Genomic DNA, 13,166 nt, shown 5'->3' on the forward strand with positions numbered 1-13,166 from the left:
GTCGGGAGCGGTCCGGGCGCCGGGTTTCAGAACGCCGCGTTGTAGATGAGCCCTGCCAGCACACCGCCGATGAGCGGTCCGACCACCGGGACGAGCGCGTACCCCCAGTCGGAGGTGCCCTTGTTGGGAATGGGCAGGAACTGGTGCACGATGCGCGGCCCGAGGTCACGGGCGGGGTTGATGGCGTAGCCCGTGGGCCCGCCGAGCGACAGACCGATGCCGACCACCACCAGGGCCACGACCAGCACCTGGGTGCCCGACTCGCCCAGGCCCTTGGTCAGCCCGAAGGCGAGGACGGGCAGGACCAGACCGACCGTCGCGATGATCTCCGTGATGAGGTTCGCGACCGGGTTCCGGATCTCGGGGATCGTCGAGAAGATCCCCAGCGTCGGCGTCGGACCCTCCTCGTCCGCGACGACCGCGGACGCCGGCTCGCCCTCGGTACCCTCAGCGGCCTCGGTGCGGCCCGCGCCCTCGGCGTTCGTCGTGCCGGGGCCGACGTTGGCGTTGAACTGCGCGAGGTAGACCAGGTACGCGAGGACGGCGCCCAGCATCGCCCCGACCATCTGGCCGCACAGGTAGACCCAGACCTTGTCCCACTTGCCGGTGTCGACGGCGATGCCGAGGGTGACGGCGGGATTCAGGTGGCCGCCCGAGAGCGGTGCGGCGGTGTACGCCCCGGCGAGGACGCCGAAGCCCCAGCCGAACGCGATGACGATCCACCCGGAGGCCCTCGCCTTGGAATGTCTGAGGGTGACGGCGGCGCAGACGCCCGCGCCGAACAGGATGAGAATGCCGGTGCCGATGACCTCACCGACGAAGATGTCTCCGTTGCTCATGGCGGCTCCTAGGCCCTTGCCCGGGGCGGTCGGCCCCGGTCCTCCGTGCAGGGTGCGAATCCATGGCTGGTTACGACGGCTTCCGCCGACGGCGGGGCATCCCGCGCCCCGCCCGGCGTCAGCGCCGAGAGTGCCCGCACAGCCGCCGATCGTGGGAGGTGGCCCGGCCTGCCGCGACCGGCAGGAAACGCCACCGGGGCAGGCAAGGACCCCGGTGGACGGTGGGCCGACATGCGGCGATGCCGACTGACATCCGGAAGTGTTCACCGGGCGTACTGGAGCGTCAAGGTCGCGGACCGCACCGGTTGACCGGTAGCGCTCCGTCCGTCAAATCCCTTGCAGCACAAGGCATTTGAGGCACGGCAGCAATCCGGCGGGGGAGTGTGCGGTCAGCGCACGGCGACGACCGACGAGCCGTGCCCGAACAGTCCCTGGTTGGCGGTGATGCCGACCCGGGCCCCCGCCGTCTGGCGTGCGCCCGCCGTGCCCCGCAACTGCCACGTGAGTTCGCAGACCTGGGCGATCGCCTGTGCCGGAACCGCCTCACCGAAAGAGGCGAGCCCACCGCTGGTGTTCACCGGTATGCGACCGCCGGGCGCGGTGGCACCGTCCCGGAGCAGCTTGGCCCCCTCACCCTCCCCGCACAGGCCCAGGTCCTCGTACCACTGCAACTCAAGGGCAGTGGACAGGTCGTAGACCTCCGCCAGGGACAGGTCCTCGGGTCCGATACCGGCCTCCTCGTAGGCGGCGCGGGCTATCGCGGCCCGGAAGGGCGGCCCCTGCGGCTCGACGCCCGCCGCCGAGTCCGTCGCGATGTCGGGCAGGTCGAGCACGGTGTTCGGAAAGGTGGGCGTCACCGTGGAGACCGCCCGGACACGGACCGGGTCCTTCGCTCCGTGCCGGCGCGCGAACTCCATGCTGGACAGGACGAGCGCCGCACCACCGTCCGACGTCGCGCAGATGTCGAGCAGGCGCAGCGGGTCGGCCACCACGGCGGAACGGGCGACCTCCTCGGCCGTCACCGCCGTGCGGTATCGGGCGTTCGAATTGAGCGCCCCGAACGCCGCGTTCTTGACTTTGACCTGGGCGAAGTCCTCCAGGGTGTCACCGTGCAGGGCCATGCGACGACGTGCGTAGAGGCCGAAGTACGCCGGGTTGGTCGCCCCCAGGACCCGGAAGCGCAACCAGTCGGGATCGTCCGGCCGCTCTCCGCCCGCGGGCCGGAAGAAGCCCTTGGGCGCGGCGTCCGCACCCACTACCAGCACCACGTCCGCCAACCCGGCGAGTATCTGCGCCCGCGCCGTGTGGATGGCGTGCGCGCCCGACGCGCAAGCCGCGTACACGCTCGCGACCCGGGCCCCCTGCCAGCCGAGCGCCTTGGCGAACGTCGCCCCCGCCACATAGCCCGGATAGCCGCCGCGCACGGTGCCCGCGCCGACCACGGAGCGCACGTCCCGCCACTGCACGCCCGCGTCCGCGAGCGCCTCCCGCGCCGCCGCCGTCCCGTACTCGACGAAGCCGCGCCCCCATTTGCCCCAGGGGTGCATGCCCGCGCCCAGCACCGCCACATCCCCCGTCATGCCGCCACCCCCGTCGGCCGCCAGTGCCATGTAGTCCAGGCCGTGCCGCTCTCGTCGTCCCCCTCCTCGCTCAGCACCCCCGGTACCAGCTCCACCTCCATGCCGACGGCCAGATCGGTCACGGACACTCCGGGAGCCGCCTGTCCGAGGACCACCAGTCGCTCTGCCGCAAGCTCCACAGCGATCAACGCGTACGGCTCCCACGGAAGTTCCCGGTCCGAGACATAAGGCGGTGGCGGCCGATAACGGGCATCGGTGTACGACCAGACACGCCCCCGACGCGACAACGGCACCTCGACCAGACCACCGCCGGCGCACCCGGGATTGCGGCAACGCCCTTCCTCACGAGGGAAGAACACCGACGCGCACGCCGAACAACGGGTCCCCAGCAGACGAAACTCGTCCCCTTCCCCGGCGAACCAGTCGGCCACCACAGGCGTACGCGAACGCGGCACAGTGCCTCCCCGACAACACATCTGACGGTACGTCAGAAGTGTGCCACGGGCCGGGCCCCTACCGTCAGGGATCCGGCACGACCGGAGGAGAACCGTGCACGCCTCCCGTGCGTCCGTCTAAGCGGTGAGGACGTGCCCGGGACCCACGGGGGTGCTCCCGATCACGTCCTCACCTGTCGTCGCCCCTGGCGACCTCGGCCTTGAGGAGATGCATGTAGTCCTCTTGGCTGACGCCTTCACAGCCGTCGGGTCTGTCGGTCTCGGTGGCTTCGAACTGGGCCGCAACGAAGCCGAGTGCCCTCCGGCAGCCGGCCTGTTTCTCGGCGGCGGCGTCGCCGCATGCGGTAAGGGCCACGGTGAGCAGGGCGACGGTGGCCAGGACCGTGCGGATTTCATGATCCCCGGGTCGTGTGGTGAGAACGAAGACATCATGCGACGACCGGGGGGACTCCTCGAATCCGGCTACGGGCCGCCGTCCGACGAGGTGTTGCTCCCGCCGGAACCCGTCCCCTCTTGTTCCCGGTTACCGACCTATCTCCCGGTCAGCGACCGACGGCTCACGGGAAAGTCGAAGTAGGTGTCGGGGAAAAGCTCGGGCTTGTACGTGAAATGCCACCATTCCTCAGGCAAATTGACGAACCCCTTCTCCGAGAGCGCACCCCGCAGCAAATCCCGATTGCTCCGCTGCGCACCCCGAACACGCGGATCATCCGTGTGCGCCAACGTGTCGAAGCAGTCGAACCCCGTCCCCATGTCCACGGAGTTGTCGGGGAAGCGGTCCTTCTGCGGCCCGTAACACGCCCTCAGCGGCTCCCCGGGCACGTAAGGCCGCGTGGGCCGGGCAGGCAGCTTCACGAGGGTGAGGTCGACCGTGGAGCCCCGGCTGTGACCCGACTTCTCCGCGATGTAACCGTCCGCGAACAGACGCGTCTTGTCGACCTGCGGATAGAACTCGGGCTTCATCCTCTGGTCGTCCAGGTCCTTGGCCCACCGTACGAAATGATCGACCGCCCGCTGCGGCCGATAACAGTCGTACACCTTCAGGGAGTAGCCCTTCTTCAAAAGCCCGAGCTGTGCCTTGTGCAACGCCTTGGCGGCAGGCTCGGTGAGAATGCACAGGGGCTTCTTGTAACCGTCGATCGGCTCGCCCACGAAGTCGTGCTCCGTGAAATAGCGGATCTCCTGGATGATCGTGGGATCGACATCACTCAGCGCCACGAAGTTCTTGGGCGCCTTGGGATCAGGTGTCGCCTGGGCGGTGGTCGCGGGGGCCGCGGCAACACCGAGCAGCGCGGCGGCCGACAAGGTCGCGATTTTCCGTGGAGCGGAGAAGGTTCGCCTCATGGCCCCTCCGTCTATCAGGACCCGACCCCTCCGGGGAAGGGCGGCCACCGGTGATCGGATACAGTCCGCGCCGTGTCCGCATCAACCCACCCCATGGTCAACCCCGTTCCGGATTCCCACTGTTCGAGCTGTGGGACCGCCTACGGGACCGAGGCGCACGGCTGGCCGCGCACCTGCCCCGCCTGTCACTCCGTCGCCTACCGCAACCCGCTGCCCGTCGCCGTCGCCCTGCAACCCGTGTACGACGCCACCGGCACGGGCCTGGTCGTGATCACCCGTACGGTCGCCCCCGCGCGCGGGGAGACGGCGCTGCCCGGCGGCTTCATCGACGACCGGGAGGACTGGCGGCAGGCCGTCGTCCGTGAACTCAAGGAGGAGACGGGCATCGAGGCGGCTGCCCGCGACGTACGCCTCGTGGACGCCCTCAGCGCCCCCGACGGCCACCTCCTGCTCTTCGGCCGACTGCCCGAGCGCCCGGCCGCGCAGTTGCCCGTCAGCGCCCCCACGGACGAGACGGACGGCTGGCAGCTCCTGCGACGCCCCGCGGAGCTGGCCTTCCCGCTTCACACCCTGGCCGTCGAGGCATGGTTCGAGGGCCGCTACATGTGACCCGGGGGAGCGGTCGGTGAGCCCGTGAGGAACGGTTCACAGGCCGCGTACGCGCACCGGGCGCGGCGGTGCACCGCCGCCGTGCTCGTCGTCCTCCTCCACGACCACCCGGCCCCCGCTCCAACGCACCCGATACCGCTCGACCGCGGGTTCCTCCCACCCGTCCCCCGCGTCCGGCACGACCACGCCACCCCCTGCACGGCCTGGTTCCGGAGCCCACACCTCCACCTCGGTGCCACCCCCCTCACCCCGTACGGGGATCACCGACCCGGCGCGGGCAAGGACCGGGATCCGCGACAGGGGAGCCTCGACCGACACCGCACCCGGCCCGTCGAGGACCGCACCGGTCGCGGTGTCGTACCACCGCCCCGGGGGCAGCCGTACGACCCTGCGCCGTGCCCCCGGCTCCAGCACGGGAGCCACCAACAGGCTGTCCCCCAACAAGAAGGCGTCCTCACAGTCCCGCAGAGCACGCTCCTCCGGATTGCCCCACCACAAGGGACGCACATACGGAGCACCCGTACGCCGAGCCAGGTGGGCGAGTGTCATGAAGTACGGGAAGAGACGCCGACGCTCGTCCAGTGCCACGCGCGCGTGCACCACCACGTCGTCGTCCAAGGCCCATGGTCCCCGCCGCCCTGCCCGAACACCGGAACACGTACGCAACAGGGGCAGATAGGCGCCCAGTTGCAACCAGCGCAAGGAGAGCTCCCCGGACGCATCCCCGTCGAGTCCGCCCACGTCCGGCCCCGAGTACGGAACTCCGCACAGCCCGAGCCCCATCACCAGGGACAACGAAGCGCGCAACCCGGACCATCCGGCCCCCACGTTCCCCGACCACGCCCCGCCGTAGCGCTGCATGCCCACCCAGCCGGCGTGGGAGAGCACGAACGGCCGCTCCCGGGGTTGCAGTTCACGCAGGGCCTCGTAGGCGGAGCGCGCCATGCACAAGGCGTACACGTTGTGCGCCTCACGATGGTCGCCCCCACGTCCCTCCAACGCATGCCGTGCCGACCGCGGCGACCACGAGACCCCCGACGCGAGGAAGGAGACCGGCACGCCCATGTCGTGCAAGAAACCCGAGGAACCCCGCGCCAGCCGCTCCTCGTACAGGCCGCCCCACCACTTGCGGACACCCTTCGCCGTGAAGTCCGGGTACACCGTCTCGCCCGGCCCCGACACCCCGCGCACGACCCGGCCCGCCGCATCCTGCACGAAGGCGTCGATCGCCCGGCCGTCGTCGAACACCGCCTCGCCATGCTCGGCCCTCACCTCCGGATCGACGACGGAGACCAACCGGACACCCTCCCCACGCAACACCTCGGCGAGCCGGGAGACCGACGGAGAACCCTCGGGAGCGGCCACGACGGACCGCCACGAACCCCGGCGCTCGCTGTCCACGTGCACAGCGTCCAGAGGCAGCGAACGCTCCTTGCAGCCGGCGACAACCCGGCGCACCTCCTCCTCACCGCCCTGACGCGCGTGATGGTGCCCCAGCGCCCACGACGGCGGCACCGCCGGGGCACCCGTCAACCGCGCCCACGTGTGCAGCACGCGCGCGGGCGGACCGACCACGACCCAGCAGCGCAACGGGCCGCCCTCCATGCGCACCTCGCTCGTCCCCGGCCGGTCGTGCCCCGAACCAGCCCCCTCCCGGCCCTCACGCAGAGTCACCGCGCCGTTCCATGTGTTGTCGTGGAACACCAGGTGCGTGCCCGCGTCCGCGACCACCATCTGGACCGGCATCGTGACCGGTACCGGCCTCGCGACCGACAGCGGATCGTCACCCGGCCCGAACAGGCCGCACCGTTCGGCGTTCCACAAGGCGTACGTCCCGTCACGCAACCGCGGACCCGCGGTCCGCCCCCCGAGCCCAAAGAACCGCGCGTCCGCCGCCACCTCCGACCGCTGCACCCACCGCGCCTCCCCGCCGCCCACGGGCTCCCACCACCGCGGCGGCAGATCGCGCCGCAACAGCACACCGCCCGGAGTGCACACGGAGACCGCGCCGTGCCGCGACACCGTCACGGTGACCCGCTCCGACACCACCCGTCGGCCACCGTCCTTGTCCGGCTCCAGGACGGCCCGCGGATCCGCCTCGGGACATCCGTCGGCCATCCCGTAGGAGGGCGTGGACTCCGCCCCGTCCCATCCCCAGAAGACGGCACCGCTCACCGTGACCGTGATCCGCAGCCGGGACCGGTCGAAACGCACCACTCCGCCGCCGGGCCCCGGTTCCACCCCGACCACGTTCCCCGGGATCCGCGCCCGCTCGGGACCCCGGCGCGAGAGCCCCACGGCATCCGCCCGGCGATGCCGCCACGAAGCCCGCGCGGTACGCAGCCCCTGCACGGGGCCCACCGCGGAGACCGCCTTCATCGAGCGCATCAGGTCTCGACCGTCCATGCTGCTCACCCTGCCACTCGGCGCCACGCGCGCGTGTCGCGTTCAACTGCCGTTCACCCGTGGCCACAACACATCTTCACGCGGCGGACTGTGTGGGGGACACCCTGGTGTCGCAGTCGATCACATGGCATCGTCCTGTCAGCCGCGTCACGCGCACACCCCGGCCCGTGCGCGCCGAGAACGCACACACCGCGTACTTCCCAGGAGCCGCACCATGACCACAGCGAACCCCTCGCCGCTCTGGCAGCCCGACCCGCAGCAGATCGCCGACGCGCAGGTCACCCGCTTCCAGGCCTGGGCCTCCCAGCGGTACGGGGCACCCGCGGAGGGCGGCTACGAGGCACTGCACCACTGGTCGGTCACCGAACTCGAAACGTTCTGGAAAGCCGTCACCGACTGGTTCGACGTGCGCTTCACCCACCCCTACGCGCGCGTACTGGGCAGCCGCGCGATGCCCGGCGCCTCATGGTTCCCCGGCGCCACCGTGAACTACGCGGCCCACGCACTGCGCACGGCCGACGACCCCGCGCGCGCGGACACCCCCGCCATCCTGCACGTCGACGAGACCCACGAACCGCGCCCCGTCACCTGGTCGGAACTCCGCAGGCAGGTCGGCTCCCTCGCCGCCGAGCTGCGCGGCCTCGGAGTACGCCCGGGGGACCGCGTCAGCGGCTACCTGCCCAACATCCCCGAAGCCGTCGTCGCCCTCCTGGCCACCGCCGCGGTCGGCGCCGTCTGGACCTCGTGCGCCCCCGACTTCGGAGCCCGCAGCGTCCTCGACCGCTTCCAGCAGGTCGAACCGGTCGTCCTGTTCACCGTCGACGGCTACCGCTACGGAGGCAAGGAGCACGACCGCCGCGACACCGTGGCCGAACTCCGCTCCGAACTGCCGAGCCTGCGCGCTGTCGTGCACATCCCCCTCCTGGGCACGGACGCCCCACAAGGCGTCCTGGAATGGTCGGCCCTCACCTCCGCCGACGTACCGCCTGTCTATGAAGAGGTGCCGTTCGACCACCCCCTGTGGGTGCTGTACTCCTCGGGCACGACCGGCCTGCCCAAAGCCATCGTCCAGTCGCAGGGCGGCATCCTCGTCGAGCACCTCAAACAGCTCGGCCTGCACTGCGACCTCGGCCCCGACGACCGCTTCTTCTGGTACACGTCGACCGGCTGGATGATGTGGAACTTCCTCGTCTCCGGGCTCCTCACCGGCACCACCATCGTCACGTACGACGGCAGCCCGGGACATCCGGGAACCGGCGCGCAGTGGTCCATCGCGGAACGCACCGGAGCGACCCTCTTCGGCACCTCCGCCGCGTACGTCATGGCCTGCCGCAAAGCCGGCGTACACCCCTCCCGCGACCATGACCTGTCCCACGTGAAGTGCGTGGCCACGACAGGCTCGCCACTCCCGCCGGACGGCTTCCGGTGGCTCCACGACGAGGTCCGCGCCGACCTGTGGATCGCGTCCGTCAGCGGCGGCACCGACGTCTGCTCCTGCTTCGCCGGAGCCGTCCCCACCCTCCCCGTGTACATCGGCGAACTGCAAGCCCCCGCCCTGGGCACGGACCTGCGGGCGTGGGACCCCCAGGGAAAGCCGCTCATCGACGAAGTCGGCGAACTGGTCGTCACCAACCCGATGCCGTCCATGCCCATCCACTTCTGGAACGACCCCGACAAAAGCCGCTACCACGACAGCTACTTCGACACCTACCCAGGCGTCTGGCGCCACGGCGACTGGATCACCGTCACCTCCCGGGGCTCCGTCGTCATCCACGGCCGTTCCGACTCCACCCTGAACCGCCAGGGCGTCCGCATGGGCTCCGCCGACATCTACGAGGCGGTGGAACGCCTCCCCGAGATCCGCGAGTCCCTCGTCATCGGCCTCGAACAGCCCGACGGCGGCTACTGGATGCCCCTCTTCGTGCACCTGGCCCCGGGCGCCACCCTCGACGACGACCTGCGCGCCCGCATCCGGCGGACCATCCGCGAACACCTCTCCCCACGGCACGTCCCGGACGAGATCATCGAAGCCCCCGGCGTCCCCCACACCCTCACCGGCAAGCGCATCGAGGTCCCGGTGAAACGCCTCCTCCAGGGCACCCCCCTCGAAAAGGCGGTCAACCCCGGCTCCGTCGACAACCTCGAACTGCTCCGCTTCTACGAGCAGATCGCCCGCGGACGGACCTGAGGCCCGGCCCGTTGTCAGTGCCGCCGATTACTCTGAGTGAGCATTGATCGGCGAGCGTACACAGGGGGAATCATGACGGGCACCCAGCACACCGGGACGACCGGAGCACGGCACATCCTGCGCCGCGAAGTCGCGGGCACCATCGGCCTGTTGGCCGACGAGCAGGACTTCACGGAGATGCGGCGCTACCGCAGCTTCACCTTCGACGACCACACGGCATACCTGCGCCAAGTGGAAGAACTCCTCGCATCCATGGCCGCGGAGGGAGGCCACACCACGGTCGCGCTCTTCGACCCGGAGGAATACGCCGAGTTCTGCGCGGACACGGGCCTCGAACCCGATACCCCGACCAGCCGCACACGGTTCACGGCGGAACTGGCCTCGACCGGCGCCACCGTCCCCTACGAAGGACAGCCCCTGGCCGACCTCGTCCCGGATCTGGTCGAAGAGGCCGTACGCCAGGCGACCTGGGAGTACGCCTCGTCCGTACTCGCCCGCACCGGCCCTTGCGCGGTGTGCGGACAGGACATCGGACGGGCCGCCTTCGGCCGCGCCTCGTACCTGGTGGCCCGGGCGATCGACACCATCGGCGAAGGTTTCCATCACTGGGTGTGCAGCGTCCCCACGGGAAAGCAGACGCTGCTGGCGGTGCTCCGCATCGATGCCGGAGCCCCCGGCAGCGTCCGCATGGAGGAGACCGCGGCGATGGAGCTGACGACCGTCATGGCACTGGCCATCGTCACCGGTGGTTCCTGCGCGTTGGTCGTCCGCACCACGAGGGACGGCAGCGCCCGCGTCTACGGCTGGCGCCTGAAGGACGAGCGGCTCCATCCCCTGACCGCTGCCCAGGTCTTCGACGCGTACTGCACCGACGCCGCTTCGGGTGACCTGACAGCGCCGGAGCCCGGCGTCGACTACTGCACCGCACCCGAAGTGGAGGACCGCGCTCCCGAGACCCGCCACCGCCACTGACCCGGCGCCACGAGGCGCCGCCCGAAAACCCTGAGGGCGCCCCACCCGAAGGTGGAGCGCCCCAGGAACAACGTCGCTCGATGAGCGCTCGTCCGATTTACTCGCCCGACAGCACGGCCTGCGCGGCCGCACGTGCCTCCTCGGCGGAGTCGGCGGCACGAGCAGCGGCAGCCGCACGCTCGCACTGCGCCAGCGTGTGCTTGCCGAGCGTCGCACGGACGTACGGGATCGACGCGGCGCCCATGGAGAGGGAGGTGACACCCAGACCGGTCAGCACACAGGCCAGCAGCGGGTCGGACGCGGCCTCGCCGCACACGCCACAGCTCTTGCCCTCGGCCTTCGCCGCGTCGGCGGACAGCGCGACCAGGTCGAGCAGCGCGGGCTGCCACGGGTCCTGGAGACGCGACACGGCACCGACCTGCCGGTCGGCCGCGAACGTGTACTGGGCCAGGTCGTTGGTGCCCAGCGACAGGAACTCGACCTCCTGCAACACGGAACGGGCACGAAGCGCGGCGGACGGAATCTCGACCATGGCACCGAACTTGGCCCGCAGACCGGCCGCACGGCAGGCGTCGGCGAATGCCTTGGCGTCGGCCCGGTCGGCCACCATCGGGGCCATGACCTCGAGGTAGACGGGCAGCCCCTCCGCGGCCTTCGCCAGCGCGGTGAGCTGGGTCCGCAGTACCTCGGGGTGGTCGAGGAGCGACCGCAGACCGCGCACGCCGAGCGCCGGGTTGGGCTCGTCGGTCGGGGTCAGGAAGTCCAGCGGCTTGTCGGCACCGGCATCCAGCACCCGCACGACGACACGGCCCTCGGGGAAGGCCTCGAGCACCTGGCGGTACGCCTCGACCTGCTTCTCCTCGGACGGAGCCTGCTTGCTGTTGTCGAGGAAGAGGAACTCGGTGCGGAAGAGACCGACGCCCTCGGCGCCCGCCTCGACGGCGGCAGGCACGTCCGCGGGCCCGCCGATGTTGGCGAGCAGCGGCACCTTGTGCCCGTCGGAGGTGGCACCCGGGCCGCTCGAAGCGGCCAGCGCGGCCTTGCGCTCGGCGGCCGAGGCCTCCAGAGCGGCCCGCTTCTCCGGCGTCGGGTCCACGAAGATCTCGCCGGTGCTGCCGTCGACGGCCACGACGGTGCCCTCCGCCAGCTCACCGGCGCCCGGCAGGGCGACGACGGCGGGCACCCCGAGCGCACGGGCAAGGATCGCGCTGTGACTGGTCGGCCCACCCTCCTCGGTCACGAAGCCGAGCACGAGCGCGGGGTCGAGCAGCGCGGTGTCCGCGGGCGCCAGGTCACGCGCGATGAGCACGTACGGCTTGTCGCTGTCCGGTACGCCGGGCATGGGCACCCCGAGCAGGCGGGCGACGATGCGGTTGCGCACGTCGTCGAGGTCGGCGACACGACCGGCCATGTACTCACCGGCGCCCGCGAGGAGCTCGCGGTAGTGCGAGAAGGCGTCGTAGATTCCTCGTTCGGCGGTGCTGCCGACGGTGATACGACGGTCGACATCGGCGATGAGCTCGGGGTCCTGCGCGATCATGGCCTGCGCCTCGAGCACTCCCTGTGCCTCGCCACCGGCCAGATTGCCGCGGGCGATCAGGTCGGCCGCGACAGCTTCGACAGCCTGGCGGGCGCGCCCCTGCTCGCGCTCGGCCTCCTCCGGCGGGATCTGCTTGGCCGGCGGCTCCAGGACCGCCGTCCCCATGTGCCGAACTTCGCCGATCGCCACACCGTGGCTCACGCCGACGCCTCGAAGCGTTGTCTCCATCTCACCCGTCTCCGATAGTGCGGGGCCCGAGCCACCGCGATGGTTGTACTGCCGACCGTCAGTGACGGAGTTGCGTCACTTCCAGCCGAAGAGAGCGTCGCCGGCCCGCAGCTCGCCGCTCTCGGCGACATCGGACAGCGATTCGGCGCTGGCCTCGAGCGCGACGACCGGGCACACCGGCGACTTGCCCGCGGCCTCGACGGCTGCCGGGTTCCAGCGGACCACGGACTGGCCGCGCTGCACGGTGTCGCCCTTGTTGACGAGCAGCTCGAAGCCTTCGCCGTTGAGCTGGACGGTGTCGATGCCCAGGTGGGTCAGGACCCCGTGTCCCTCCTCGTCCACGACGACGAAGGCGTGCGGGTGCAGGGACACGATGATGCCGCTGACGGGAGCGACGGCCTCCGAGGGCTCGCGGACGGGGTCGATGGCGGTGCCGGGGCCGACCATCGCACCGGAGAACACCGGGTCAGGAACAGCGGAGAGCCCGATGGCGCGTCCTTCAAGAGGGGACGTCACACTGGTCATGGCAAGCCTCCCAGGGGGCGGGGATTCATGGTCACCGTCACTATCTGTCCTGGACGGCGTACTGTTCAGAAGCGTAAGTCATAAAAAGTCCCGGTTCCGCACGGGAGGTACCGGTTGGCGGACGTAGGTGCGCCCGGCAAACGATTTGCGCCGCACCCCGGCCCCCATGTACTGTCGTACCCCTGCCTGGGACCGACCGGCGCGTTCGAGCGTCCATCGTCCCGGCGGCGTCTACCAAGTCAACCTTATCTTCGATCCGCTTCTGCATGTCCGCAGACGAGTGGTCAGAGGGTGAAGAAAAGGCTGGTAGGGTTCGATCTCGCCGGAAGGGAAAGCGCGAAAGCGGATTTCCAAGAAAGCAGAGCGAAACACCGAGGAAATCGGGTCGGAAAGATCTGATAGAGTCGGAAACGCAAGACAGCAAGACCGAAGGGAAGCGCCCGGAGGAAAGCCTCAGACAGTGTCTGTGGGTGAGTACAA

Annotated in this window: 11 protein-coding genes; 3 read left to right on the top strand and 8 right to left on the bottom strand. The window is 70.4% G+C overall.

What is annotated here, in order from left to right; all coding sequences use genetic code 11:
- Positions 1–26: 26 nt before the first annotated feature.
- The 5 genes from ACIRF8_RS30175 to ACIRF8_RS30195 form a co-directional block, all read right to left on the bottom strand.
- Positions 27–839, bottom strand: coding sequence for an MIP/aquaporin family protein (locus ACIRF8_RS30175; RefSeq protein WP_404219829.1), 813 nt, complete (start codon positions 837–839; stop codon positions 27–29).
- A gap of 389 nt (positions 840–1,228) precedes the next feature.
- On the bottom strand, positions 1,229–2,419 hold the full coding sequence (locus ACIRF8_RS30180) for a lipid-transfer protein (protein ID WP_404219831.1): 1,191 nt from the start codon (positions 2,417–2,419) through the stop codon (positions 1,229–1,231).
- A complete protein-coding gene (locus tag ACIRF8_RS30185; protein WP_404219833.1) occupies positions 2,416–2,853 on the bottom strand; it encodes a Zn-ribbon domain-containing OB-fold protein in 438 nt (145 codons plus the stop codon). Before ACIRF8_RS30185 ends, ACIRF8_RS30180 begins: the two co-directional genes overlap by 4 nt.
- Before the next feature lie 190 nt (positions 2,854–3,043).
- Positions 3,044–3,229 carry a hypothetical protein gene (locus tag ACIRF8_RS30190; protein WP_404219835.1) on the bottom strand — a complete coding sequence of 62 codons (186 nt, stop codon included), beginning with the start codon at positions 3,227–3,229 and terminating at the stop codon, positions 3,044–3,046.
- A gap of 176 nt (positions 3,230–3,405) precedes the next feature.
- Positions 3,406–4,218: a M15 family metallopeptidase gene (locus ACIRF8_RS30195; protein WP_404219837.1), complete on the bottom strand. Its 813-nt coding sequence runs from the start codon at positions 4,216–4,218 to the stop codon at positions 3,406–3,408.
- A gap of 93 nt (positions 4,219–4,311) precedes the next feature.
- Here ACIRF8_RS30195 and ACIRF8_RS30200 point away from each other — a divergent pair, with 93 nt between their 5' ends.
- Positions 4,312–4,827 carry an NUDIX domain-containing protein gene (locus ACIRF8_RS30200; protein ID WP_404219879.1) on the top strand — a complete coding sequence of 172 codons (516 nt, stop codon included), beginning with the start codon at positions 4,312–4,314 and terminating at the stop codon, positions 4,825–4,827.
- A 36-nt stretch (positions 4,828–4,863) separates the two neighbouring features.
- Here the strand turns inward: ACIRF8_RS30200 and ACIRF8_RS30205 are convergent, their stop codons facing one another.
- The gene (locus tag ACIRF8_RS30205) at positions 4,864–7,233 is read right to left on the bottom strand and encodes a glycoside hydrolase family 31 protein (RefSeq protein ID WP_404219839.1); all 2,370 of its coding nucleotides are present in this window, start codon (positions 7,231–7,233) and stop codon (positions 4,864–4,866) included.
- 214 nt (positions 7,234–7,447) lie between these two features.
- Between ACIRF8_RS30205 and ACIRF8_RS30210 the strand changes: the two genes are divergently transcribed.
- Positions 7,448–9,421, top strand: a complete 1,974-nt coding sequence (locus ACIRF8_RS30210) for an acetoacetate--CoA ligase (RefSeq protein WP_404219841.1) — start codon at positions 7,448–7,450, stop codon at positions 9,419–9,421.
- A 72-nt stretch (positions 9,422–9,493) separates the two neighbouring features.
- The gene (locus tag ACIRF8_RS30215) at positions 9,494–10,393 is read left to right on the top strand and encodes a hypothetical protein (protein ID WP_404219843.1); all 900 of its coding nucleotides are present in this window, start codon (positions 9,494–9,496) and stop codon (positions 10,391–10,393) included.
- A 97-nt stretch (positions 10,394–10,490) separates the two neighbouring features.
- On the opposite strand, the gene ptsP is transcribed toward ACIRF8_RS30215, so the two are convergent.
- Both ptsP and ACIRF8_RS30225 read right to left on the bottom strand, forming a co-directional pair.
- On the bottom strand, positions 10,491–12,161 hold the full coding sequence (ptsP, locus tag ACIRF8_RS30220) for a phosphoenolpyruvate--protein phosphotransferase (protein WP_404219845.1): 1,671 nt from the start codon (positions 12,159–12,161) through the stop codon (positions 10,491–10,493).
- A 75-nt stretch (positions 12,162–12,236) separates the two neighbouring features.
- On the bottom strand, positions 12,237–12,686 hold the full coding sequence (locus tag ACIRF8_RS30225; RefSeq protein WP_404219847.1) for a PTS glucose transporter subunit IIA: 450 nt from the start codon (positions 12,684–12,686) through the stop codon (positions 12,237–12,239).
- Positions 12,687–13,166 lie beyond the last annotated feature (480 nt).

Origin of the sequence: Streptomyces sp. NPDC102406 (genome assembly GCF_044765725.1) — a bacterium.
In the GTDB taxonomy this organism is placed as follows: domain Bacteria; phylum Actinomycetota; class Actinomycetes; order Streptomycetales; family Streptomycetaceae; genus Streptomyces.

What these genes read in the sequence shown, in the direction of transcription:
- ACIRF8_RS30195 (WP_404219837.1), bottom strand. Translation starts at nt 4,218, where the DNA reads ATGAGGCGAACCTTCTCCGCTCCACGGAAAATCGCGACCTTGTCGGCC.
- ACIRF8_RS30180 (WP_404219831.1), bottom strand. Translation starts at nt 2,419, where the DNA reads ATGACGGGGGATGTGGCGGTGCTGGGCGCGGGCATGCACCCCTGGGGC.
- ACIRF8_RS30210 (WP_404219841.1), top strand. Translation starts at nt 7,448, where the DNA reads ATGACCACAGCGAACCCCTCGCCGCTCTGGCAGCCCGACCCGCAGCAG.
- ptsP (WP_404219845.1), bottom strand. Translation starts at nt 12,161, where the DNA reads ATGGAGACAACGCTTCGAGGCGTCGGCGTGAGCCACGGTGTGGCGATC.
- ACIRF8_RS30205 (WP_404219839.1), bottom strand. Translation starts at nt 7,233, where the DNA reads ATGGACGGTCGAGACCTGATGCGCTCGATGAAGGCGGTCTCCGCGGTG.
- ACIRF8_RS30225 (WP_404219847.1), bottom strand. Translation starts at nt 12,686, where the DNA reads ATGACCAGTGTGACGTCCCCTCTTGAAGGACGCGCCATCGGGCTCTCC.
- ACIRF8_RS30175 (WP_404219829.1), bottom strand. Translation starts at nt 839, where the DNA reads ATGAGCAACGGAGACATCTTCGTCGGTGAGGTCATCGGCACCGGCATT.
- ACIRF8_RS30200 (WP_404219879.1), top strand. Translation starts at nt 4,312, where the DNA reads ATGGTCAACCCCGTTCCGGATTCCCACTGTTCGAGCTGTGGGACCGCC.
- ACIRF8_RS30215 (WP_404219843.1), top strand. Translation starts at nt 9,494, where the DNA reads ATGACGGGCACCCAGCACACCGGGACGACCGGAGCACGGCACATCCTG.